Below are 21813 nucleotides of genomic sequence, written 5' to 3' on the forward strand. Positions count from 1 at the left end.
GCACCGCCGCGCCTCAACGCGAGTGTGCAGTTCAGAGCCGCCCTCCTGCAGTCCCGAAGGACGTACCGTCATGGCCGCTACCCCGAAACAGCCCGCGCCCGCGGCGCCCCGCCGCAAGGCCGGACGCCACCGCGGCGAAGGCCAGTGGGCCCTGGGGCACTACACCCCGCTGAACGGCAATGAGCAGTTCAAGAAGGACGACGACAGTCTCAATGTGCGGACACGCATTGAGACGATCTACTCCCAGCGCGGTTTCGACTCCATCGACCCCAACGACCTTCGCGGACGCATGCGCTGGTGGGGCCTGTACACCCAGCGGCGGGCCGGCATCGACGGCGGCAAGACCGCGGTCCTGGAGCCCGAGGAGCTGGAGGACAAGTACTTCATGATGCGGGTCCGCATCGACGGCGGGAAGCTGACCACCGAGCAGCTGCGCGTCATCGGCGAGATCTCCCAGGAGTACGCCCGCGGCAGCGCCGACATCACCGACCGGCAGAACGTCCAGATGCACTGGATCCGCATCGAGGACGTCCCGGCGATCTGGGAGAAGCTGGAGGCCGTCGGGCTCTCCACCACCGAGGCGTGCGGCGACTGCCCCCGCACGATGATCGGCTCCCCCGTGGCGGGCATCGCCGCCGACGAGATCATCGACGGCACCCCGGCGCTGGAGGAGATCCACGCCCGCTACATCGGCAGCCCGGAGTTCTCCAACCTGCCGCGCAAGTTCAAGACCGCGATCTCCGGCTCCCCGGTGCAGGACGTGGTGCACGAGATCAACGACATCGCCTTCGTCGGCGTCGAGCACCCCGAGCACGGGCCCGGCTTCGACCTCTGGGTCGGCGGCGGCCTCTCCACCAACCCCCGGCTGGCCGAACGGCTGGGCGCCTGGGTGCCGTTGGACGAGGTCGCGGACGTCTGGGCCGGTGTCGTCGGGATCTTCCGCGACTACGGGTACCGCCGGCTGCGCAACCGCGCCCGGCTGAAGTTCCTGGTCGCCGACTGGGGTGTCGAGAAGTTCCGCCGGGTGCTGGAGGACGAGTACCTGAAGCGCCCGATGCTGGACGGCCCCGCCCCCGCGGAGCCCAGCAGCCGGTGGCGCGACCACATCGGCGTCCACCCGCAGCGGGACGGCCGGTTCTACATCGGTTTCGCCCCCCGGGTCGGGCGCGTCGACGGCTCCACCCTCGCCAAGATCGCCGACCTGGCCGAGGCGCACGGCTCCGGCCGGGTGCGCACCACCGTCGAGCAGAAGATGATCATCCTCGACGTGGCGCAGGACCGGATCGAGTCGCTGTCCGAGGGGCTGGAGGCGCTCGGTTTCCAGGTGAAGCCCTCGCCGTTCCGCCGCGGCACGATGGCCTGCACCGGCATCGAGTACTGCAAGCTGGCGATCGTCGAGACGAAGGCGCGCGGCGCCTCGCTCATCGACGAACTGGAGCGCCGACTGCCGGACTTCGACGAGCCGCTCACCATCAACATCAACGGCTGCCCCAACGCCTGCGCCCGCATCCAGACCGCCGACATCGGCCTCAAGGGCCAGCTCGTGCTGGACGACGACGGCAACCAGGTCGAGGGCTACCAGGTGCACCTGGGCGGTGCCCTCGGGCTGGAGGCCGGCTTCGGCCGCAAGGTCCGCGGCCTGAAGGTCACCTCGGCCGAACTGCCCGACTACATCGAGCGGGTCCTGGGCCGCTTCCAGGAGCAGCGCGAGGACGGCGAGCGGTTCGCGACCTGGGCGGCGCGCGCCGGTGCGGAGTCGCTGTCATGAGCGGACGCGCCGCGCCGTTCTACTGCCCGTACTGCGGGGACGAGGACCTGCGCCCGCACGAGGCCGGTCACGGCGCCTGGGAGTGCGCCTCCTGCAACCGCGCGTTCAAGCTCGGGTTCCTGGGGCTGCTGACCCGGGGTCTGCGGGGCGACGACGGTGAAGGAGACGGGAGATGACGGACACTCGACTCGGCACCGGACCCACCGCCAAGGAGCTGGAGGAACTGGCCGTGCGGGCGGGCCGGGAGCTGGAGGAAGCCTCCGCGACCGAGATCCTGCGGTGGGCCGCCGACACCTTCGGCCGGAAGTTCTGCGTCACCTCGTCCATGGAGGACGCGGTCGTCGCCCACCTCGCGTCGCGCGTCCTGCCCGGCGTGGACGTGGTCTTCCTCGACACCGGCTACCACTTCCCGGAGACGATCGGCACCCGTGACGCGGTCGAGGCGGTGATGGACGTCAACGTCATCACGCTCACGCCCCGGCAGACCGTGGCCGAGCAGGACGCCGAGTACGGTCCGGGGCTGCACGACCGCGACCCCGACCTGTGCTGCGCGCTGCGCAAGGTCGGGCCGCTGCGGGAGGGTCTGACCGGGTACACGGCCTGGGCGACCGGGCTGCGCCGCGACGAGTCCCCCACCCGGGCGAACACCCCGGTCGTCGGCTGGGACGCCAAACGGGAAAAGATCAAGGTCTCGCCGATCGCCCGCTGGACGCAGGACGACGTGGAAGCATACGTGGCCGAGCACGGCGTGCTCACCAACCCGCTGCTGATGGACGGCTACGCCTCCGTGGGCTGCGCGCCCTGCACCCGCCGGGTGCTGGCCGGCGAGGACGCCCGCGCCGGGCGCTGGGCGGGCCGGGGCAAGACCGAGTGCGGGCTGCACGACTGATGACGACTGATCAGGAGACTTCGATGAGCGTGACGGAGACGGGAGCCACCATCTGGCTGACCGGTCTGCCGAGCGCGGGCAAGACCACCATCGCCTACGAACTCGCCGGGCGGCTGCGCGGCGAGGGCCACCGGGTGGAGGTGCTCGACGGCGACGAGATCCGGGAGTTCCTCTCCGCGGGGCTCGGTTTCTCCCGGGAGGACCGCCACACCAACGTCCAGCGGATCGGCTTCGTCGCCGAGCTGCTGGCGGCCAACGGCGTGAAGGTCCTGGTCCCCGTCATCGCCCCGTACGCGGACAGCCGGGACGCGGTGCGCAAGCGGCACCAGGCCGAGGGCACCCCGTACCTGGAGGTGCACGTCGCGACCCCGGTCGAGGTGTGCTCCGAACGCGATGTGAAGGGCCTGTACGCCAAGCAGGCGGCGGGCGAGATCAGCGGGCTGACCGGGGTCGACGACCCGTACGAGGAGCCCGAGTCGCCCGATCTGCGGATCGAGTCGCACCGGCAGACCGTGCAGGAGTCCGCGGCGGAGCTGTACGCGCTGCTGAGCGAGAGGGGTGCGGCATGACGACCGTCGCGACCGTGCCGGAGGGCACCGGCCATCCGTACGCACTCAGCCACCTGGACTCCCTGGAGTCCGAGGCGGTGCACATCTTCCGCGAGGTGGCGGGCGAGTTCGAGCGGCCGGTGATCCTCTTCTCCGGCGGCAAGGACTCGATCGTGATGCTGCACCTGGCGCTCAAGGCGTTCGCGCCCGCGCCGGTGCCGTTCGCGCTGCTGCACGTCGACACCGGGCACAACTTCCCCGAGGTGCTGGAGTACCGCGACCGCGCGGTGGCCCGGCACGGGCTGCGGCTGCACGTCGCCTCCGTGCAGGAGTACATCGACGCCGGGAAGCTGCGCGAGCGCCCGGACGGCACCCGCAACCCGTTGCAGACCGTGCCACTGACCGAGGCGATCCAGCAGCACCGCTTCGACGCCGTGTTCGGCGGCGGGCGCCGCGACGAGGAGAAGGCGCGCGCCAAGGAGCGGGTCTTCTCGCTGCGCGACGAGTTCTCCCAGTGGGACCCGCGCCGCCAGCGCCCCGAGCTGTGGCAGCTCTACAACGGCCGGCACGCCCCCGGCGAGCACGTCCGGGTCTTCCCGATCTCCAACTGGACCGAGCTGGACGTCTGGCAGTACATCGCCCGGGAGGGCATCGAGCTGCCGGAGATCTACTTCGCCCACGAGCGCGAGGTCTTCAACCGCAACGGCATGTGGCTGACCGCCGGCGACTGGGGCGGCCCCAGGGAGCACGAGGACGTCGAGACCCGGCAGGTGCGCTACCGCACCGTCGGCGACATGTCGTGCACCGGCGCGGTCGACTCGGACGCGACGACGCTGGACGCCGTGATAGCCGAGATCGCCGCCTCCCGGCTCACCGAGCGGGGCGCGACGCGCGCCGACGACAAGATGTCCGAGGCCGCGATGGAAGACCGCAAGCGCGAGGGGTACTTCTAGATGTCCACCACAGCCGAGCAGTTGTCGGCCACCACCCTGCTGCGGTTCGCCACCGCGGGGTCCGTCGACGACGGCAAGTCCACCCTCGTGGGGCGTCTGCTGCACGACTCCAAGTCGGTCCTCACCGACCAGCTGGAGGCCGTCGAGCACGCCTCGCGCAGCCGGGGCCAGGAGGCGCCCGACCTGGCGCTGCTGACCGACGGCCTGCGGGCCGAGCGCGAGCAGGGCATCACCATCGACGTCGCCTACCGCTACTTCGCGACGGCGCGCCGCCGTTTCATCCTGGCCGACACGCCGGGCCATGTGCAGTACACCCGGAACATGGTGACCGGCGCGTCGACGGCCGAGCTGGCCGTCGTCCTGGTCGACGCCCGCAACGGGGTCGTCGAGCAGACCCGCCGGCACGCCGCCGTCGCCGCGCTGCTGCGGGTGCCGCACGTGGTGCTGGCCGTCAACAAGATGGACCTGGTCGACTACGCGGAGCCGGTGTTCGCCGCCATCGCCGAGGAGTTCACCGCGTACGCCGCCTCGCTCGGCGTCCCGGAGATCACCGCGATCCCGATCTCCGCGCTGGCCGGGGACAACGTCGTGGAACCGTCCGCGCACATGGACTGGTACGGCGGCCCCACCGTCCTGGAGCACCTGGAGACGGTGCCGGTCAGCCACGACCTCACCGCCTGCCACGCCCGTTTCCCCGTCCAGTACGTGATCCGGCCGCAGACCGCCGAGCACCCCGACTACCGCGGCTACGCCGGCCAGATCGCGGCCGGCGCGTTCCGGGTCGGCGAGGCCGTCACCGTACTGCCCTCGGGCCGTACGTCGACCGTCGCCGCGATCGACGCGCTCGGCGAGAGCGTGGACATCGCCTGGGCGCCGCAGTCCGTGACGCTCCGGCTGACCGACGACATCGACATCTCGCGCGGTGACCTGATCGCCCCGTCCGACGACGCGCCGGCGGTCACCCAGGACGTGGAGGCGACCGTCTGCCACGTCGCCGACCAGCCGCTCGGCGTCGGCCAACGGGTGCTGATCAAGCACACCACCCGCACGGTCAAGGCGATCGTCAAGGACATCCCCTCGCGGCTCACGCTGGACGACCTCTCCCAGCACCCGGCGCCCGGCCGGCTCGTCGCCAACGACATCGGCCGGGTCGTCCTGCGGACCGCGGAGCCGCTCGCCCTGGACGCGTACGCGGATTCCCGGCGCACCGGATCGTTCCTCCTGATCGACCCGGCGGACGGCACCACGCTGACGGCCGGCATGGCGGGCGCCTCGTTCGCCGAGTCCGCCGCGGCCGGGGACGACGCGTCCGACGACGCCGAATGGGACTTCTGATGGACATCGACGTCTACTCCACGTTCGCGAAGGAGGGCGGCCGCATCGGCAGCGGCGCCCTCGGCAGCGGCCAGGGCGGAGTCGCGCGATGTGCGCGATGACGTACGCGCACCGCCTGCGCGCCCGGTCGTACCACCCGCACCGCCAGTTCAGACGAAGACCTGCCGACCGCCCGGCCGCGTCCCCGTAGTTCCGGGGACCCGAGCACCGGGCCGACGAGAGGAAGACCTCCCGTGCCTGCCCCCCGTACCGCGCTGCGCCGAAGCCTCGCCGCCGTCGCCGCACTGCCGCTGCTCGCCGTCGCGCTCACCGCCTGCGGCTACGGCTCCGAGGCGAAGAAGGACGACGCGGGGAAGGCGGGAGTGACGGCCGGCGGCAAGAAGCTCTCCGTGGACACCGTACGGATCGGCTACTTCCCCAACCTCACCCACGCCACCGCCCTGGTCGGCGACCAGGAGGGAATCTTCCAGAAGGAGCTGGGCGGCACCCGGCTGAAGACCTCCCAGTTCAACGCGGGCCCCTCCGAGATCGAGGCGCTCAACGCCGACTCGATCGACATCGGCTTCATCGGCCCGTCGCCCTCCATCAACGGCTTCACCAAGTCCGGCGGCAAGAGCCTGCGGATCATCGGCGGTTCGGCGTCCGGCGGGGTGAAGCTGGTCGTGAACCCGAAGAAGATCAAGACCCTGGACGACCTCAGGGGCAAGCGGATCGCCACCCCGCAGCTCGGCAACACCCAGGACGTGGCCTTCCTCAACTGGATCTCCGAGAAGGGCTGGAAGGTCGACGCCCAGAGCGGCAAGGGCGACGTCTCCGTGGTCCGCACGGACAACAAGGTGACCCCGGGAGCCTACGCGTCCGGTTCCATCGACGGCGCCTGGGTCCCCGAGCCCACCGCGTCCAAGCTGGTCGCCGAGGGCGCGAAGGAACTGCTCGACGAGTCGAGCCTGTGGCCGGACGACAAGTTCGTGATCACGAACATCATCGTGTCGCAGAAGTTCCTGGGCGAGCACCCGGACGTCGTCGAGGCGGTGCTGCGCGGTTCGGTGAAGACCAACGCGTGGATCAACGCCAATCCCGAGAGGGCGAAGGAGTCCGCCAACTCCGCGCTGGAGAAGCTGACCGGCAAGGCGCTGCCCGCCGACATCGTCGACCCCGCGTGGAAGTCGATCCAGCTCACCGACGACCCGCTGGCCGCCACGCTCGACGCGCAGGCGCGGCACGCGGTGAAGGCCGGGCTGCTGGAGAAGCCGGACCTCGACGGGATCTACGACCTGCGGCCGCTGAACAAGGTGCTCAAGTCCGAGGGCAGGCCCGGGGTCACCGACGCCGGTCTCGGCGTCAAGTAAGCCGTCCGGACCCGAATCCAGGATTTCCAGGAGGTGACGACCATGGCGACCACTCTCACCGAGGCCGAGGAGCGCACGGCTGTCGGGCACGCGGCCCGCATCGCGCACGTGTCCAAGTCCTTCGGCGGACCGCAGGGGCAGCAGCTCGTGCTCGACGACATCACGCTCGATGTCGCACCGGGCGAGTTCGTCACCCTCCTGGGGGCCTCCGGGTGCGGGAAGTCGACCCTGCTCAATCTGGTGGCCGGACTCGACCGCCCGACCTCGGGGTCCATCGAGACCCCCGGCGGGCGGCCGGCCCTGATGTTCCAGGAGCACGCCCTGTTCCCGTGGCTGACCGCGGGCAAGAACATCGAGCTCGCGCTGCGGCTGCGCGGCGTGGACAGGTCGGAGCGCCGCACGGAGGCGGAGCGGCTGCTCGAACTCGTACGGCTCGGCGGGGCGTACCGCAAGCGCGTGCACGAGCTCTCGGGCGGCATGCGGCAGCGGGTGGCGATGGCCCGCGCCCTCGCCCAGGACAGTCAACTGCTGCTGATGGACGAGCCGTTCGCCGCGCTCGACGCCATCACCCGGGACGTGCTGCACGACGAGCTGACCCGGATCTGGCGCGAGACGAACCTCTCGGTCCTCTTCGTCACCCACAACGTGCGCGAGGCCGTGCGGCTCGCCGAGCGGGTGGTCCTGCTGTCGTCCCGCCCCGGCCGGATCGCCCGCGAATGGACGGTCGGCATCGAACAGCCGCGCCGCATCGAGGACAACGCCGTCGCGGAGCTGTCCGTCGAGATCACCGAACAACTGCGTGGGGAGATCCGCCGTCATGGCCGGCACTGACACGAAGCCCGACGACCTGGCCGGACTGGAGGCGGGGCTCGACGCGCTGGACACCGTGCAGGTGCGCCGCACCCCGGTGCGCGAGGTGCTGGTGCGCAAGGTGCTGCCGCCGGTGCTCGCGGTGGCGCTGGTGATCGTCGTCTGGCAGTTGCTCGTCCGGGCCCAGGTCACCGACGACTACAAGCTGCCGTCCCCGGCCGCGGTCTGGGACAGCGCGGCGCAGATGTGGTTGCAGGGGACGCTCCTGGACGTCGTCTGGACCAGCGTCTCGCGCGGTCTGCTCGGCTTCCTGCTGGCCGTGGCCATTGGTACGCCGCTGGGTCTGCTGGTCGCCCGGGTGCGGTTCGTACGGGCCGCGATCGGCCCGATCCTGTCCGGGCTGCAGTCCCTGCCGTCGGTGGCGTGGGTCGCTCCGGCCGTGATCTGGCTCGGGCTGAACGACCGGATGATGTACGCCGTGATCCTGCTGGGCGCCGTCCCCTCGGTCGCCAACGGGCTGGTCTCCGGCGTCGACCAGGTGCCGCCGCTGTTCCTGCGGGCGGGCCGCACGCTCGGCGCGACCGGGCTGCGCGGGACCCGGCACATCGTGCTGCCGGCCGCGCTGCCCGGCTACCTGGCGGGGCTCAAACAGGGCTGGGCGTTCTCCTGGCGCTCGCTGATGGCCGCCGAGATCATCGCGTCCTCCCCCGATCTCGGCCTGGGGCTCGGCCAGTTGCTGGAGAACGGCCGCAACAACGCGGACATGCCCGGCATCTTCCTCGCCATCATCCTGATCCTGTTCGTCGGCATCGCGATCGACCTGCTCGTCTTCAGTCCGCTGGAGCGGTGGGTGCTGCGCAGCCGCGGCCTCCTCGTCAAGGACTGAGCCCGCCCATGAACCCCCCGGTCCTTCTCGTCGTCGCCCACGGCAGCCGTGATCCGCGGCACGCGGCGACCGTGCACGCGCTCACCGCGCGGGTACGGTCACTGCGGCCGGGGCTGCGGGTGGAGACCGGTTTCCTGGACTTCGACGCGCCGGCGGTGCCGCGGGTCCTGGAACGGCTGGCGGCGCGGGGCGCGCGGGAGGTCATCGCGCTGCCCCTGCTCCTGACCCGGGCCTTCCACGCCAAGTCCGACATCCCCGCGGTGCTGCGCGAGGCCCGGACGAGGCTGCCCCGGCTGCGTGTCCGGCAGGCCGGGGTGCTCGGCCCCTCGCCGCTGCTGAACGCGGCCCTGGAACGGCGGCTGCACGAGGCCGGGATCCGTCCCGGCGAGCGGGGCTCGACCGGGCTCGTCCTGGCCTCGGCGGGCTCCACCGACCCGGAGGCGATCGCAGTGATCGCTGAAATCGCGCGGGAGCTGCGGCACACCGGTTGGTGTTCCGTGCGGCCTGCGTTCGCCTCCGCCACGTCTCCCGCGGGGTTCCCCCGCACCGAGGACGCGGTGCGGGCCCTGCGGGACGAGGGGGTGCGGCGGGTGGCGGTGGCTCCTTATGTCATCGCGCCCGGCCGGCTCCCCGACCGGATCGCCGCGGGCGCGGCCGGCGCGGACGTGCTGGCCGACGTCCTGGGCCCGGCGCCGGAGCTGGCGCGGCTGCTGCTGGCCCGGTACGACGGGGCCCGGGTCCCGGCGGCCCGGACCGCCGTGCTCAGCGCGTGACGCGGCGCCCGCTCACCCCACGTCCAGGCTGCCCGTCCGGGTCCGCTTGAGCTCGAAGAAGTCCGGGTTCCCGGCGAGTGTGCGGAAGCTGTCGAAGAACCGGCCCGCCTCCTCGCCGCGCGGCGCGGCGCGCAGGACGGGCCCGAACCAGACCGCGCCGTCGACGTGGATGGTGGGCGTGCCGACGTAGGCGTCCGCCTCCGGGTCCTTGCCGGCGTCGTGGCTGAGCCGCAGCGCCTCGTCGTACGCCTCCGAGTGCGCGGCGTCCGCCAGTGCGGCGGGCAGGCCCAGCTCCGCGAGGGATTCGGCGATCACCTGGTCGAAGTCCTCGTTCTTCTCCCGGTGGATGCGGGTGCCCATCGCGGTGTAGAGGTCGCGCAGGATCCCGTCGCCGTGCCCGGCCGCGGCGGCGACCGCGACCCGCACCGGCCCGATCGACCGGTCGACCAGGTCCCGGTACCAGTCGGGGAGTTCGTTGCCGGTGTTGTGCAGGTACAGGCTCATGACGCGGAAGCGGAGCTCGATGTCCCGGTGGCGTTCCACCTCCAGCATCCAGCGGGAGGTGATCCAGGCGAACGGGCAGGCCGGGTCGAAGTAGAAGTCGACGGTCGTCCGGCCCGGTCCGGAGGTGTGCGGTGTGCTGTTCATGGACCGATCGTAGGCTTCAAGTGGCATGTGTTCCCGGGCCATTTGCCGTCGATTCCCCTGGGCCAATCAATCCACCGGCGGAAAGCCTGCCGCAGGCGGTAGCATCCGCTGATGCCCACCGTGGAAACCCTGATCCCGCAGGCCGGACAGGCCGATGCCGAGGGTCTGCGCGCGTTCGACGCGGACCTCCTGGCGGAGTACGTGACCGATCCGGCGCATCCGTGGTGGCGCCGCAGGCCCTGTGTGCTCGCGCTGGCCGGGCGGGTGCCGGAGCACCGCGTCGCCGGGCTGATCGCCCGCGTCCACGATCCGCGGGACGTGGCGGAGGTCCGCATCGCGCTCCTGGACCTGCTCGCCGACCGGACCGAACTCCTGCCCTGGCTCGGGCACCCGGACCGGCGGCAGGAGGATTCGTACGGCATGTCCGAGGCGATCCTCAAGGCACGCGGTCTGCTCGGCGACCGCTCGGCGACCGGCGAACTGACGACTCTCGCGGCCAGTCCCTGGTCGCGCACGCGGGCGCTCGGCGAGGCCGGGCTGGACGCGCTGGTGGCCAGGTACGGGGCCGGGGCGGTCCTGTCCGACGTCGGTGACGAGCGCCCCGAGGACCGGGCCTTCCGGGTCCGGATGCGGCACCGGGCCGGTGCGGACGTCGTCGACGCCCTCGCGGACCCCGACCGCGCGGTCGCGTACCTCGCCCAGTCCCTCCTCACCGACCCGGACCGGCTGCGCGGCCACCTCGACGAGGCACCGACGACCGAGGCGAAGCTGTGGACGGCGTACGCGCTGCACCGGCTCACCGGTGACACCGCCGAGACCCGCGCGATCCACGCCTCGCTGGGCCGCCCCCGGGTCGAGGTCACCGGACTGGACGAGGAACTGCGCTCGGCGATCGTCCAGGAGTACGGGCGGTACTGCCAGGAGCGGAGCGACCCGCGCTGGCGGATCGAGGCCATCTGCGCCGGACCGCCCGTGCCGCCGGACGAGGAGAACGGCTCCGCCGCGCCACGGCCGCGCTCACCTCGGCGGGCCTGGCACCGCGGCCCCCGGTCTCCTGCGGGGAGTACCACCGGCAGGGCGGCGGCACCTATCACGTCATCGGCCTCGGCGGGAGCGGGGCGGAGGACGACGGGGACGGGCGCGCGGTCCTCGTCAGCACCCTGGGCCGGTTCGTCACCTCCTACGAACCGGAGCCCGCCGCCCGTGCCGCGCTGGAGGCGGCGGACTTCCGCTGGATCCCGCAGGAAACCGGGGCGATCCGGGTCACCGACCTGTGCGTCTACTACTTCGGCGACCGCGAGCCCCTGGACGTCGCCACCCTGCTCTTCTACTGGCAGGACTGACGCCCCCGCCCGGCCCGGACCGCGCCGGGCGGGGCTCCGGCGGACCGTGGCTCAGGCCGCGGTCCAGTGCGGGTCCCGGCCGCTGTGGGCCAGCGCGCGTTCGAAGACCGACGCCGATCCGGGCACGGCGACCTCGTCGGCGAAGCCGTCGTACTGCCGGTAGAGCGCGGCGGTGCTGTCGACGACGCCGAGGACGTACGCGGCCGCCTCCTCGGAGAGCCGGAACTCCTCCCCGACGACCCGGGCCACGTCCCAGCCGTGCAGGGCCGTCTCCTCGATGAGCATCGCGGCGATGTCGGCGGCCGGCGAGGTCGAGCCGCCGAGGTCCACCTCCCCCTCCCAGACGGCCGGGTCCGCCCAGGCCGCGACGGCCCGGTCCAGCTGCTCGGCGTACTGCTGCGCCCAGTCGGCGTCGGCGGTGAAGTCCCGTCCGGTGAGCTCGTCGGGGAGGTCCTTGCGCAGGGCCCGGTGCTCCAGGCCGTGAGAGGTGTAGAGCACCCAGTGGTTGATGAGTCCCCGCAGGTCCCAGTCGCCGCAGGGGGTCTTCGGCGCGTCGAGCTGTGCGGCGCCGATGGAGCGGGCGATACGGGCCGCCTCGGCGGCGACTTCGGTCATGTGCGCGTGCTCGTTCTTCATGTCCGCAGCCTAGAACCGGCCCCCGGAGCGGGGATTGAAGAAAGGCGACAGGATCCGTACGGCTTCGCCCGGTGCGGTGCCCCGGGCCCCCGGACGGGCCGGGGCAGCGGGATAGGATCGGTGCATCGGTCCGGCCACCCCCACCGCCGACCGGCCGGAGCAGGCGCTCTCCCCGACCGGGACCGCCTCGGCGCAGAACCGCTTCGGTCCCCCGATCGTCCGTCGGACGCGGTACTGAAGGCGCGCGGGGCCCACGGCCCCGTCTTTCCTCCCCGGTTCCCGTCGGCCGACGGTGCCCCGGCCGGGCGGACGCGACGCCCGCGGGCAGATCACCCCCGCCCCGCCGCTCGCCCCGCCTCGAGGAGTGTCCGCCCATGACCGTCTCGCCCGTCACCGCCGTCCCCGTTCCCGGCTCCTCGGCCCCCGCCGCCCCGGTGGTCGTGGCCGACGGCGTCTCGATCGTGCGGGACGGCAACGTCCTGCTCGACTCGGTCTCGCTGACCGTGCGCCGCGGTGAGCACTGGGCGCTGCTCGGGGCCAACGGGGCCGGGAAGAGCACGCTGCTGGGGCTGCTCGGCGCGGTCGTCCATCCCACCCTGGGCTCGGTGGAGGTGCTCGGGCGGCGGCTCGGCCGGGTCGACCTGCGGGAGCTGCGGTCGCTGCTCGGGCATGTGAACCCGCGCCATCCGCTGCGCTCCGCCCTGTCCGTGCGCGAGGTGGTGCTGACCGGTCTGACCAACTCGGTCGAGCTGGTGCCCCGCTGGTCGGCGGCCCCGGAGCAGCGGGAGCGCGCGGAGCGGCTGCTGGAGATGCTCGGCATGGGCGGCCGGGGCGGGTCGCGCTGGCCCACGCTGTCGCAGGGCGAGCGGGGCCGTACGCTCATCGCCCGTGCCCTGATGCCGCAGCCGCGGCTGCTGCTGCTCGACGAGCCGGCCACCGGGCTCGACCTCGCCGCGCGCGAGCAGCTGCTCGACAGTCTGGACGCGCTGCGCGAGGAGCACCCGGACCTGGCGACGGTGCTGGTCACCCATCATCTGGAGGAGCTGCCCGCCTCCACCACGCACGCCCTGCTGCTGCGGGGCGGCCGGTGCGTGGCCTCGGGCCCGGCGGACGAGGTCCTGACCACCGAGCGGGTCGGCGAATGTTTCGGGCACCCGGTGCTGATCTCCCGTACGGACGGCCGGTGGGCGGCCCGGACGCAGCGTCCGGGGCGTCGCTGAACCGGCTCAGCGGCAGGTGCCGGGGCCGGGGTCCGCGGCGGTGAAGGGTGTGGCCTGGTGGAAGTACAGCACCCAGCCGTCACCGGCCGGCCGCCAGAGCGAACTGCGGTGGGACAGACGGCCCTTCGTCTCGGTGTCGTAGGTGAGATGGACGAGTTCGTCGCCGAACTGGACCCCGCTCATCCGGGACGCGGTGAGCGGGCCGGGGCGCGGGGCGTCCGCGGCGGTGAGTTCGGCGATGATCGTGTCGCGGTCCCAGATCCGGCCCTCGTGGTCGATCTCGCGGTACTCGGGGTGCAGCACCCGGGCGAGGAGTTCGGCGGAGGCGCGTACGGCCGGGTCCAGGAGGCGCAGCTCGCCCTCGACCGCCGCTGCCACGCCGGGGGACGGTTCGCTCATGCGCGGGCCCCGTCCTGCGCGGCCCCGGTCGCCGAGGTCATCTCCACCAGCTTGACCACGGTGTTCCAGTTGCGCGAGGTGGCGACGAGGTCCTTGGTGACGGAGGTGCGGGACAGCGCGTCGCCGAGCTTCGAGGTGCCCAGTCCCCCAGGGGCGTAGAGGTAGAGCGCGCGGTCCCCGAGGCGGAACTCCTCGGGGAGGAAGGCCGCCGGGTCGATCCGGGCGAAGCGGCCGGCGTCGACCGGCCGGTCGTAGTACGTGATGTGCAGTTGCCTGCCTTCGAGTTCGGCGGCCGGGAACGGGCAGGCCGCCGCGGTCCCCGCCAGGTAGGCGCCGTCCCTGACCAGGCAGGGGACCGGGAAGCCGAACCGTTCCTCGATGGCCTGCTCCAGCTCGGCGGCGAGGGCGTTCTCGTCGCCGGAGGCGCTGCTGAAGACGGCGTTGCCGCTCTGCAGATGGGTACGGACGTCTCCGTGGCCCAGTTCGGTGAGCAGTGTGCGGAGTTCGGCCATCGGAACCCGCTTGTGGCCGCCCACGTTGATTCCGCGCAACAGCGCCGCGTACATCGTCATGACCACACCATAGGGCGAGCTCTTCGCACCGTGCGGCCGCCGCGCCCCGTGGGGGAGGGCGCGGCGGCCTTCGGTGCCGTCGTGCCGGGCGGCGTTCGCCCGGTCACGGCCGCGGTGGGGCGTCGGTTACTCGACGACCTTCAGCAGCTTGTTCGCCGTGCCCTCGGTCGCGTTGGAGATCGCGTCGGGGGTGGCGCCCTCGGTCAGCGCCGTGGCGACCTCCTCCGGGGTGGCGTCCGGGTGGCCGGCCAGGTAGACGGCGGCGGCACCGACGACGTGCGGGGTCGCCATGGACGTGCCGGAGATGGTGTTGGACGCGTCGTCGCTGTCGTTCCAGGACGAGGTGATGTCCGAGCCCGGTGCGTAGATGTCCACGATCGAGCCGTAGTTGGAGAAGTCCGACTGCTCGTCGTCCACCGTGGACGAGGCGACCGTGATGGCCTCCGGAACGCGGGCCGGGGAGCTGCCGCTCGCGTCGGTGGACTCGTTGCCCGCGGCCACCGCGAAGGTGACGCCGGAGGCGATGGCACGCTGGACCGCGGCGTCGAGCGCCTCGTCCGCGCCGCCGCCGAGGCTCATGTTGGCGACGGAGGGGCCCTCGTGGTTCTCGGTGACCCAGTCGATGCCCGCGACGACCTGCTCGGTGGTGCCCGAGCCGGAGTCGTCGAGCACGCGGACGGCGACGATGTTCGCCTTCTTGGCGACACCGTAGGTGGCACCGGCGATGGTGCCCGCCACGTGGGTGCCGTGGCCGTTGCCGTCGTCGGCGCTGTCGTCGTTGTCCACGGCGTCGTAGCCCGAGGTGGCGCGGCCCTCGAACTCCTGGTGGGTGACGCGGACACCGGTGTCGATGACGTACGCGGTGACGCCCTCGCCGGCGCTGTCCGGGTAGGTGTACGCGTCGTCGCCGGTCGTCTCGGTCTGGTCGATCCGGTCCAGGCCCCAGGACGGCGGGTTCTGCTGGGTCTCGCTGATGTGGAACTTCTTGTTCTGGACGACCTTGGAGACGGCCGGGTCGGCCGCCAGGCGCTTGGCCTCGGCGAGCGAAAGGCCGCTGGCGGAGAAGCCGTTGATGGCGGAGCTGTAGTTGCGCTTCAGCTTGCCGCCGTACTCCTTGGCGAGCTCCGCCTTGTCGGCCTTCCCGTCCAGCATGACGATGTAGCTGCCGGCCACGGCGCCCGCCGCGTCCGCGCCGTAGACGACACCGGTCTCGGGAGCCGGGGCGGCACCGGCGAGCGAGGTGTTGAGCAGGGTGACACCGGCCGCTGCGGCGACTGCGGTTATCGCTGCGGTCAGCTTGATCCGGCGTGCGCGCTTGTGAATTGCCATGAAGAGGGATCTCCTCGTCATTCTTTGTGGGGGGATTGACCCCCGGCCGGAAGATCTCCGGGGGGCTGGCTCGAAACCCTGACCGATTGACGCGCCCAGATCAAGGGCTTCATCCGGCTGTGACTTACTCAACAAAGTTTCGTAATAAGAAACCGGCCAGTCGCCCCCATCTCGGGCACCGCCACCGCAACGCCCGTTGCCCACACGGGACTTGCCGCCCACGTCAGGCACTATCGGCCCGCTTCGCGAGCGGGAAGGCGGGGTTCGCCGGAGTGCGGCTGTGAAGGTGGGGGCGGCTTGAATCCGCCCCCCATGTTCACAGAGCCCACACGACGTGAGGAAACGGATTCAAGCCCTCACGACCCGCACGTCGCAGACCCCCATCAGCCCGGCGAGGGGCACTTTCGCGGTGGTCTGCTCCGGACTCACCGTCAGGCCGTCGGCGCGCAGCCGGTCGAGCAGCATCTCGGCGAGCGGCATCACCATGTGCCGGCCCCAGCAGCGCTCCGAGGCGTGCCCGAAGGGGAGGTAGCCGGGGTGGCCCTCGGGGTCGAGCTCGTCCCAGCGCTCGGGGCGGAACTCGTCGGGGTCCTCCCAGAGGGCGGGGTCGCGGTGGCTCAGCAGGGGCAGGATCAGGACGTCGTCGGTCGCGCCGATCCGGGGGTCGAGAGCGGGATACTCCGGCGACGCCCTCCGCAGGATGTTCCAGGACGGCGGCAGCAGGCGCATGGCCTCGTACAGGATGTTCCGGTTCGAGGTGTCGTCGTCGAAGGGCGCCCCGAGCCAGAGCGCACTGGCGACGAGCGTCGAGACGGTGAAGCAGACCGGGGCCGCCGCCCGCCGGTACAGCCCCATCGCGTAGCGGCGGTCTCCGTACCCCTCCGCCTCGGCGGTCAGGCCGGCGATGGCGGAGACGGGTGCGCCGGGGCGGAGCCGGCCGGGCAGGGCCGCCCCCGTGGCGATGACCGTCCAGGTGAGCTTGGGCGTCAGTTCCAGGGCGCGGTCCATGAGGATGCGCAGCCGGTAGGGGTCGCCCTCCAGGACGAGGTCGCGCAGGAACACATGGCCGACGTGCGGCCACTCGCCGGAGAGGTCGACCGCCCCGACGGGCTTCTTCAGTGCCGTCCGCACGTCCCGGCCGATGGCCCGCATGACCGTCGACGCCTCGGCGCGCGGAATGGACCGCCCGTGCAGGGGCTTGAACGTGGGGCGTTCGTCCTCGGTGGCCGGCCGGGCGGCGAGGATCCGGTCGGACAGCTCGGCCCCGGCCACCCCGACGGTGCCGGGATCCAGCCGGAAGACGTCCTCGCCCCGATGGTCCCGCAGGAGCGCCTGGAGCCTCGGCGCGAAGACGACTTCCCGGGCGCGGCTGCCGGTACCGGACATGTGCATCGATGGTCTCCAAGAAGCGGGAAGGGCCCGCGTCCGGCGGGCCGATGGGGCCTGGCCGGACACGGGCCCGAATCGACTGACCGTGTCCCTCGTGACGAAGGACCGCCCTGCCGGTTTAGTACCAGTGGTACCAGGCGTAAGCCTTCAGGCTCTTCTCCGGCGTCATCTTGTCCTTGAGCAAGAAAAGGAACTTCATAACAGCACCTCCATCTTTTACTCTGAATTTGCATTCACAGGGCATGACCAGGCCTGTTCGCGACGACAATCCCCCGCCTCGGACAGGAAATTCTCTTGCCGCTCACCGCCGAAAAGAGTGAAGCCCAACGAGAAAGCGCTTGTCAATGATTTCTTTCGCGCCGCGCCCGACTTGCTCCCAATGCGCGGAATGCAATGAAATGACCGACCGAGGAGGCGGATCGGTGGAGTGGGCCCGGAAAAGCGGCCATGCGTCCACTTTTCGAACTCCTTCCCCCTTGGACAGCGGCGCTGAGCAGGGAAGACGAGGGATTCACCTGCGCTCTCCATACTCCCGTGGACGCGGGTGCACAAGAGCCTGAAGAGCCGAATTCACCCTCCGAATGCCTGAATCGCCGACAATGCTTGATGTTTGGATCCGGATTTCCTGCTTCCGGGCGACCACCGGAACCGCCGGGCGGCGGACCCAAAGAAACGTACCGGTCGGTAATCCCGGATCCCTTCGGAGAAAAATTGATTTCCTGATGAAACCGGAACGTCCCGGCGCCCGCCTGCGGGACTTCCGGGGCCGTCCGGCACGCGGCCCACGGCGGCGGGGCCGCCCGAAGACGCGGCCCCGCCGCCGTGTGCCGGACGGTGGGCGGTGGTTCAGCGCTGATAACGGGCCAGGACCCGGTTCCCGTCCTCGACCAGACGTTTCCTCAGCTCCTCGGCCCCGATCGCACCGCTGTAGTACTCCTGGAGGGCGGGGGTGGCGACCTTGTCCTTCCATTCCGGGTAGCCGCGCACCGACTGGGCGGGCGCCGGACGCAGTTCCTTCGCGACGGCGACGCCGGTCGCCCAGCCGTTCTCGGCGGTGTGCAGGGAGGGGTCCGCGAGCGCCGCCGTGCCGGTCGGGAGCATCCAGTCCCCCTTGGCCAGGCGCACCATGTTCGGCGGCCGGAGCAGGAAGTCGATGAACTGCGCGGCCGCCTTCTTGTGCGGGCTGGCCTCCGAGACGGAGAGGGTCTGCGGGCTCACCCCCTGGGCCAGTCCCCCGCTGCCCGCGGGGGCCGGCAGGACCGTCCACTCGAAGCCCTCGGGGGCCTGTTCGACGACCTGCTGACGGTACGAGAATCCCAGCGGGACCATCGCGTACTTGCCGCCGAAGAAGCCGGGAAGGGTGTCGGAGCCGCCCATGCCGAGCGTGGTGCGCGAGGCGCTGCGGTCGGTGTTGACCTGGTCGTGGATGACGCCCGGGACGACCCGGTCGCCCTCGTCCGCGCGGATGGTCACCCTGCCGTCGGCGCCCCGGTGGAAGAGCTTGCCCCCGCCGGAGAGGCCGAGGTTCAGCGTGACGGAGACCGGCTCCTTGAGCGGCCAGGCGACGCCGTATCTGCCCTCCTTCGTCAGCTCCCCGGTGACCTGCCGGAACTCGTCCCAGCTCCAGGGGTTGCGGGGCGTCGGGATGCGGACCCCCGTTTCCTTCAGGATTTTGGTGTTGGCGATCAGGACCCGGGGTTCCTGGAGGAACGGCACCCCGTAGACGCCCTCGCCGAAGGTGGTGGTCCGCCAGCTCTCCCGGGGAATGTCGGCCCTCAGCCGGTCGGGGAGGAGTCCGCGCAGGTCGGCGAGGTAGCCGCCGTACGCGAAGTCGGCCAGGTCGTCGGAGGCGTCGTGGATGACGTCCGGCGCCTCGTCGCCCTCGAAGGAGGTGAGCAACTGGTCGTGGACGGTGTCCCAGCTGCCCTGGACGTAGCTGACGTGGATGTCCGGGTGGGTCTCGTTCCACTCCTCCACCAGTTGCCTGTTGGCGTCGACGGACTCCTTCTGCCAGGCCAGCGACTGGAAGGTGAGCTCGATCCGCCCGTCGCCGCCCCCGTCGTCGTCCGGGCCCGCGCAGCCGGTGAGCAGCAGGGCCAGCGCCGCGGCCGCGGCGGCGACCGTCCTCGTCAGGGACGCGCGCATCAGTTCTTCACCGCCCCGGCCATCATGCCGCCCGTGATCCGCCGCTGGATGATCGCGAAGATGACCAGCGAGGGCAGGGTGGCGAGGAACGCGGCGGCGGCCAGCGGTCCGAGGTCGGCCGCTCCCTCCGCCCCGATGAAGTGGGTCAGCACGACCGGCAGGGTCTGCTTCTCCGGCGTCTTGAGCAGGACGAGCGCGAAGAAGAGCTCGTTCCACGCGGTGATGAACGCGAAGAGCGCGGTGGCGACGATGCCGGGGGCCAGCAGCGGGGCGGTGACCGAGACGAGCGTGCGCAGCCGTCCCGCGCCGTCCACCGAGGCGGCCTCCTCCAGCTCGACGGGCACGGCCCGTACGTATCCGACCAGCATCCAGAGCGCGAACGGCAGCGCCCAGACGACGTACACCATGATCAGCCCCCACAAGGTGTTGATCAGATGAAGGTTCTTCAGGATCAGGAAGAGCGGAATGATCATCAGGACGATCGGGAACGCCTGGCTGACCACGACCCATCCGGTGGCGGCCGTCGAGAGCCGGGAGCGGTGACGGGCCATCACATAGGCCATGGGGGTGGCGACGAGGACCGCGAGGAGCGCGGCGCAGACCGCGGCGAGCAGGGAGTTGGCGGCGGCCTGCAGCAGCGGCTGTTCGTCGAATGCCGTGCGGAAGTTGTCGAACGTCGGGTTCTCGGGGATCCAGGTGGGGTGCAGGGACCCCAGTTCGCGTGCCGGTTTGAAGGCGGTGGAGATCAGCCACAGGAACGGGAACGCCAGGAAGACGAGGTACCCGAGGAGCGCGAGGTACTGCGCGGCGCGTGCCGGTCCGCCGGTGCGTCGGTTCATCGGTCCTCGCCTCCCCTGATCCGGCCGGCCAGGTACACCGCGAGGATCACGGAGATCACCGCGACCATCACGCAGCCCATGGCGGCGGCGTAGCCGAACTGTCCGTAGTGGAACGCCTCTTCGTAGGCGAAGAGCATCGGCAGCCGGGTGCGGCCGCCGGGCCCGCCGTTGGTCAGCACGTAGACCAGGGCGAAGGAGTTGAAGTTCCAGATGAAGTTGAGCGCGGTGATGGCGAGCGCGACCGGTCTGAGCACCGGCCAGGTGACGGTCCAAAAGCGGCGCCAGGCACCGGCCCCGTCCAGGGCCGCCGCCTCGTGGAGTTCGTGCGGGGTGTTCTGCAGTCCGGCGAGCAGGGCGACGGTGGTCTGGGGCATGCCCGCCCAGACGCCCACGACGATCACGGCGGGCAGGGCGGTGGCCAGTCCGGTCAGCCAGTCCCGGCCGTCGCCCAGGCCGAGGTCGCGGATGGTCTCGTTGAGGACGCCCGCGTCGGGGTTGTAGACCAGGCGCCACATGATGCCGACGACCACCTCGGGCATCGCCCACGGGATGATCGCCAGGGCCCGCGCCAGCCAGCGCAGCCGCAGCTTCTGGTTGAGCAGCAGGGCGAGGCCGAGGGCCAGGACGAACTGCGGGACCGTGACGCCGACCGCCCACAGCAGCCCGATCCGGAACGAGTCCCAGAAGAGGGTGTCGTGGAGCAGGTCCTGGAAGTTGAGCCCGCCCACCCACTGGGTGGCGCGGGTGCGGCCGGACTGGGCGTCGGTGAAGGCCAGCGCGATGCCGTAGAGGAGGGGGCCGACGCTGAGGACCAGGATCGGGATCAGCGCGGGCAGGACCAGGAACCAGGCGCCGATGTTCCGGTTGGCCGGCCGGGACCGACTGCCGGGCGGGCCACCGGGTGGACTCTTCTTGCCGGAGCGTACGGTTGCATCCGCCAATGTCATCAATTCGCCCCCTTGCGTCATTCGATCGGTTTCATACCGTTCTGGCCGCTCAGGTGGCCCCCGTCATCGTGCTGATGGCCCGTCGGTTCGTCAAGGCAACCTGCACGGATGCGAAAATCGGATCCATGAACGAGATGCGTGCGCGCGAGGTGCTGGCCGCTGCCGGACTGTCCGGTGGGGCGGAGCTGCTCGCGCTGGGCGAGAACGCGGTGTTCGCCGTCGGCGACCTGGTGGTCAAGGTCGGCCGGGACGCCGTGCACCACCCGGAGCTGCGGGACCGGGCCGAACGCGAGGTGGCCGTCGCCCGGTGGCTGGCCGACTCGGGGGTCCCCGCCGTGCGTGCCGCCGAGCCCGGGGCGCGCCTGGTCGAGGGCCACCCGGTGACGCTCTGGCACCGGCTTCCCGACGCCGTGCGCCCCGCCGAGCCGCGGGACCTGGCCGGGCTGCTCGCCCTGGTGCACGCGCTGCCCGCCCCGGAGGGGGTCTTCCTGCCGCGCCGCGAGCTGCTGGGCGGGGTCGAGCGCTGGCTGCGGCTCGCCGGTGACGCCATCGATCCGGCCGACGCCGACTACCTGCGCGAGCGGCGCGACGGCTTCGCGGCGGCCGCGGCGGCGCTGGTGCCCCATCTGCCGCCGGGGCCGATCCACGGGGACGCCCTTCCCCGTAATGTCCACGTCGGCCCGGACGGGCCGGTGCTGGTCGATCTGGAGACCTTCTCGGCGGATCTGCGCGAGCACGACCTGGTCGTCCTGGCGCTGTCCCGGGACCGGTACGGCCTGGCGCCCGAGGCGTACGACGCCTTCACCGCCGACTACGGCTGGGACGTCCGCGAGTGGGACGGCTGCGCGGTGCTGCGCGGGGCCCGGGAGACGGCCAGCTGTGCGTGGGTGTCCCAGCACGCCCCGGCCAACCCGCGGGCGCTCGCGGAGTTCCGCCGCCGGGTGGCGTCGCTGCGGGACGGCGACCCGGCGGTGCGGTGGTACCCGTTCTGAGCGCCGGGCGAGGGACCTGCCCGTCCGCCCGGAACGCGTCACG

At 71.7% G+C, this 21813-nt stretch carries 23 protein-coding genes; 13 read left to right on the top strand and 10 right to left on the bottom strand.

Annotated elements, in window-relative coordinates:
* The first annotated feature begins 70 nt into the window (after positions 1–70).
* From ACFYW1_RS01520 to ACFYW1_RS01565, 10 genes are all read left to right on the top strand, one after another.
* Positions 71–1768 (top strand): nitrite/sulfite reductase, encoded by a 1698-nt coding sequence (locus ACFYW1_RS01520; protein ID WP_388985524.1) that lies wholly within the window; start codon positions 71–73, stop codon positions 1766–1768.
* Positions 1765–1944 (top strand): hypothetical protein, encoded by a 180-nt coding sequence (locus ACFYW1_RS01525; protein ID WP_388985526.1) that lies wholly within the window; start codon positions 1765–1767, stop codon positions 1942–1944. Before ACFYW1_RS01520 ends, ACFYW1_RS01525 begins: the two co-directional genes overlap by 4 nt.
* A complete protein-coding gene (locus ACFYW1_RS01530) occupies positions 1941–2657 on the top strand; it encodes a phosphoadenylyl-sulfate reductase (RefSeq protein ID WP_388985527.1) in 717 nt (238 codons plus the stop codon). The genes ACFYW1_RS01525 and ACFYW1_RS01530 overlap by 4 nt, the downstream gene beginning before the upstream one ends.
* 23 nt (positions 2658–2680) lie before the next feature.
* A complete protein-coding gene (cysC, locus tag ACFYW1_RS01535; protein ID WP_388985529.1) occupies positions 2681–3226 on the top strand; it encodes an adenylyl-sulfate kinase in 546 nt (181 codons plus the stop codon).
* Entirely contained in the window at positions 3223–4158 is a 936-nt protein-coding gene (cysD, locus tag ACFYW1_RS01540; RefSeq protein ID WP_388985530.1) for a sulfate adenylyltransferase subunit CysD, read from the top strand. Before cysC ends, cysD begins: the two co-directional genes overlap by 4 nt.
* Positions 4159–5493: a sulfate adenylyltransferase subunit 1 gene (locus ACFYW1_RS01545; protein ID WP_388985532.1), complete on the top strand. Its 1335-nt coding sequence runs from the start codon at positions 4159–4161 to the stop codon at positions 5491–5493.
* 233 nt (positions 5494–5726) lie between these two features.
* A complete protein-coding gene (locus tag ACFYW1_RS01550; protein ID WP_388985534.1) occupies positions 5727–6842 on the top strand; it encodes an aliphatic sulfonate ABC transporter substrate-binding protein in 1116 nt (371 codons plus the stop codon).
* A 42-nt stretch (positions 6843–6884) separates the two neighbouring features.
* Positions 6885–7673: an ABC transporter ATP-binding protein gene (locus tag ACFYW1_RS01555; protein ID WP_388985536.1), complete on the top strand. Its 789-nt coding sequence runs from the start codon at positions 6885–6887 to the stop codon at positions 7671–7673.
* Positions 7660–8538, top strand: coding sequence for an ABC transporter permease (locus ACFYW1_RS01560; RefSeq protein WP_388985538.1), 879 nt, complete (start codon positions 7660–7662; stop codon positions 8536–8538). Before ACFYW1_RS01555 ends, ACFYW1_RS01560 begins: the two co-directional genes overlap by 14 nt.
* An 8-nt stretch (positions 8539–8546) precedes the next feature.
* Positions 8547–9311, top strand: coding sequence for a sirohydrochlorin chelatase (locus ACFYW1_RS01565; protein ID WP_388985540.1), 765 nt, complete (start codon positions 8547–8549; stop codon positions 9309–9311).
* Between the two features lie 12 nt (positions 9312–9323).
* Here the strand turns inward: ACFYW1_RS01565 and ACFYW1_RS01570 are convergent, their stop codons facing one another.
* Positions 9324–9959 (bottom strand): DsbA family protein, encoded by a 636-nt coding sequence (locus tag ACFYW1_RS01570; protein WP_388985542.1) that lies wholly within the window; start codon positions 9957–9959, stop codon positions 9324–9326.
* A 111-nt stretch (positions 9960–10070) separates the two neighbouring features.
* On the opposite strand from ACFYW1_RS01570, the gene ACFYW1_RS01575 reads away from it, so the two are divergent.
* Complete coding sequence (locus ACFYW1_RS01575; RefSeq protein ID WP_388985544.1) at positions 10071–11465, top strand: hypothetical protein; 1395 nt, start codon at positions 10071–10073, stop codon at positions 11463–11465.
* Here the strand turns inward: ACFYW1_RS01575 and ACFYW1_RS01580 are convergent.
* Positions 11354–11938, bottom strand: a complete 585-nt coding sequence (locus ACFYW1_RS01580) for a TIGR03086 family metal-binding protein (protein ID WP_388985546.1) — start codon at positions 11936–11938, stop codon at positions 11354–11356. The genes ACFYW1_RS01575 and ACFYW1_RS01580 overlap by 112 nt on opposite strands.
* A gap of 374 nt (positions 11939–12312) precedes the next feature.
* On the opposite strand from ACFYW1_RS01580, the gene ACFYW1_RS01585 reads away from it, so the two are divergent.
* The gene (locus tag ACFYW1_RS01585) at positions 12313–13158 is read left to right on the top strand and encodes an ABC transporter ATP-binding protein (RefSeq protein ID WP_388985548.1); all 846 of its coding nucleotides are present in this window, start codon (positions 12313–12315) and stop codon (positions 13156–13158) included.
* 6 nt (positions 13159–13164) lie between these two features.
* Here the strand turns inward: ACFYW1_RS01585 and ACFYW1_RS01590 are convergent, their stop codons facing one another.
* The 8 genes from ACFYW1_RS01590 to ACFYW1_RS01625 form a co-directional block, all read right to left on the bottom strand.
* On the bottom strand, positions 13165–13557 hold the full coding sequence (locus tag ACFYW1_RS01590) for a DUF4440 domain-containing protein (RefSeq protein ID WP_388985550.1): 393 nt from the start codon (positions 13555–13557) through the stop codon (positions 13165–13167).
* On the bottom strand, positions 13554–14129 hold the full coding sequence (locus ACFYW1_RS01595; protein ID WP_388985552.1) for a DUF1697 domain-containing protein: 576 nt from the start codon (positions 14127–14129) through the stop codon (positions 13554–13556). Before ACFYW1_RS01595 ends, ACFYW1_RS01590 begins: the two co-directional genes overlap by 4 nt.
* 126 nt (positions 14130–14255) lie before the next feature.
* A complete protein-coding gene (locus ACFYW1_RS01600) occupies positions 14256–15458 on the bottom strand; it encodes a S8 family serine peptidase (RefSeq protein WP_388985554.1) in 1203 nt (400 codons plus the stop codon).
* Positions 15459–15806: 348 nt separating this feature from the next.
* Entirely contained in the window at positions 15807–16850 is a 1044-nt protein-coding gene (locus ACFYW1_RS01605) for a cytochrome P450 (protein ID WP_388985556.1), read from the bottom strand.
* A gap of 115 nt (positions 16851–16965) precedes the next feature.
* On the bottom strand, positions 16966–17091 hold the full coding sequence (locus ACFYW1_RS01610; RefSeq protein WP_388985558.1) for a tryptorubin family RiPP precursor: 126 nt from the start codon (positions 17089–17091) through the stop codon (positions 16966–16968).
* A 602-nt stretch (positions 17092–17693) separates the two neighbouring features.
* The gene (locus tag ACFYW1_RS01615; RefSeq protein WP_388985560.1) at positions 17694–18992 is read right to left on the bottom strand and encodes an ABC transporter substrate-binding protein; all 1299 of its coding nucleotides are present in this window, start codon (positions 18990–18992) and stop codon (positions 17694–17696) included.
* Positions 18992–19831 carry a carbohydrate ABC transporter permease gene (locus ACFYW1_RS01620; protein ID WP_388985562.1) on the bottom strand — a complete coding sequence of 280 codons (840 nt, stop codon included), beginning with the start codon at positions 19829–19831 and terminating at the stop codon, positions 18992–18994. The genes ACFYW1_RS01615 and ACFYW1_RS01620 overlap by 1 nt, the downstream gene beginning before the upstream one ends.
* Entirely contained in the window at positions 19828–20778 is a 951-nt protein-coding gene (locus ACFYW1_RS01625) for a carbohydrate ABC transporter permease (RefSeq protein WP_388985563.1), read from the bottom strand. Before ACFYW1_RS01625 ends, ACFYW1_RS01620 begins: the two co-directional genes overlap by 4 nt.
* Before the next feature lie 125 nt (positions 20779–20903).
* Between ACFYW1_RS01625 and ACFYW1_RS01630 the strand changes: the two genes are divergently transcribed.
* The gene (locus ACFYW1_RS01630; RefSeq protein WP_388985565.1) at positions 20904–21770 is read left to right on the top strand and encodes a phosphotransferase enzyme family protein; all 867 of its coding nucleotides are present in this window, start codon (positions 20904–20906) and stop codon (positions 21768–21770) included.
* Positions 21771–21813 lie beyond the last annotated feature (43 nt).

It is taken from the genome of Streptomyces sp. NPDC002669, from assembly GCF_042889165.1.
Taxonomy (GTDB): domain Bacteria; phylum Actinomycetota; class Actinomycetes; order Streptomycetales; family Streptomycetaceae; genus Streptomyces.

Coding starts and splice junctions, on each gene's coding strand:
- ACFYW1_RS01520 (WP_388985524.1), top strand. CDS start 71: ATGGCCGCTACCCCGAAACAGCCCGCGCCCGCGGCGCCCCGCCGCAAG.
- ACFYW1_RS01525 (WP_388985526.1), top strand. CDS start 1,765: ATGAGCGGACGCGCCGCGCCGTTCTACTGCCCGTACTGCGGGGACGAG.
- ACFYW1_RS01530 (WP_388985527.1), top strand. CDS start 1,941: ATGACGGACACTCGACTCGGCACCGGACCCACCGCCAAGGAGCTGGAG.
- cysC (WP_388985529.1), top strand. CDS start 2,681: ATGAGCGTGACGGAGACGGGAGCCACCATCTGGCTGACCGGTCTGCCG.
- cysD (WP_388985530.1), top strand. CDS start 3,223: ATGACGACCGTCGCGACCGTGCCGGAGGGCACCGGCCATCCGTACGCA.
- ACFYW1_RS01545 (WP_388985532.1), top strand. CDS start 4,159: ATGTCCACCACAGCCGAGCAGTTGTCGGCCACCACCCTGCTGCGGTTC.
- ACFYW1_RS01555 (WP_388985536.1), top strand. CDS start 6,885: ATGGCGACCACTCTCACCGAGGCCGAGGAGCGCACGGCTGTCGGGCAC.
- ACFYW1_RS01560 (WP_388985538.1), top strand. CDS start 7,660: ATGGCCGGCACTGACACGAAGCCCGACGACCTGGCCGGACTGGAGGCG.
- ACFYW1_RS01565 (WP_388985540.1), top strand. CDS start 8,547: ATGAACCCCCCGGTCCTTCTCGTCGTCGCCCACGGCAGCCGTGATCCG.
- ACFYW1_RS01570 (WP_388985542.1), bottom strand. CDS start 9,959: ATGAACAGCACACCGCACACCTCCGGACCGGGCCGGACGACCGTCGAC.
- ACFYW1_RS01575 (WP_388985544.1), top strand. CDS start 10,071: ATGCCCACCGTGGAAACCCTGATCCCGCAGGCCGGACAGGCCGATGCC.
- ACFYW1_RS01580 (WP_388985546.1), bottom strand. CDS start 11,938: ATGAAGAACGAGCACGCGCACATGACCGAAGTCGCCGCCGAGGCGGCC.
- ACFYW1_RS01585 (WP_388985548.1), top strand. CDS start 12,313: ATGACCGTCTCGCCCGTCACCGCCGTCCCCGTTCCCGGCTCCTCGGCC.
- ACFYW1_RS01590 (WP_388985550.1), bottom strand. CDS start 13,557: ATGAGCGAACCGTCCCCCGGCGTGGCAGCGGCGGTCGAGGGCGAGCTG.
- ACFYW1_RS01595 (WP_388985552.1), bottom strand. CDS start 14,129: ATGACGATGTACGCGGCGCTGTTGCGCGGAATCAACGTGGGCGGCCAC.
- ACFYW1_RS01600 (WP_388985554.1), bottom strand. CDS start 15,458: ATGGCAATTCACAAGCGCGCACGCCGGATCAAGCTGACCGCAGCGATA.
- ACFYW1_RS01605 (WP_388985556.1), bottom strand. CDS start 16,850: ATGCACATGTCCGGTACCGGCAGCCGCGCCCGGGAAGTCGTCTTCGCG.
- ACFYW1_RS01610 (WP_388985558.1), bottom strand. CDS start 17,091: ATGCCCTGTGAATGCAAATTCAGAGTAAAAGATGGAGGTGCTGTTATG.
- ACFYW1_RS01615 (WP_388985560.1), bottom strand. CDS start 18,992: ATGCGCGCGTCCCTGACGAGGACGGTCGCCGCCGCGGCCGCGGCGCTG.
- ACFYW1_RS01620 (WP_388985562.1), bottom strand. CDS start 19,831: ATGAACCGACGCACCGGCGGACCGGCACGCGCCGCGCAGTACCTCGCG.
- ACFYW1_RS01625 (WP_388985563.1), bottom strand. CDS start 20,778: ATGACATTGGCGGATGCAACCGTACGCTCCGGCAAGAAGAGTCCACCC.
- ACFYW1_RS01630 (WP_388985565.1), top strand. CDS start 20,904: ATGAACGAGATGCGTGCGCGCGAGGTGCTGGCCGCTGCCGGACTGTCC.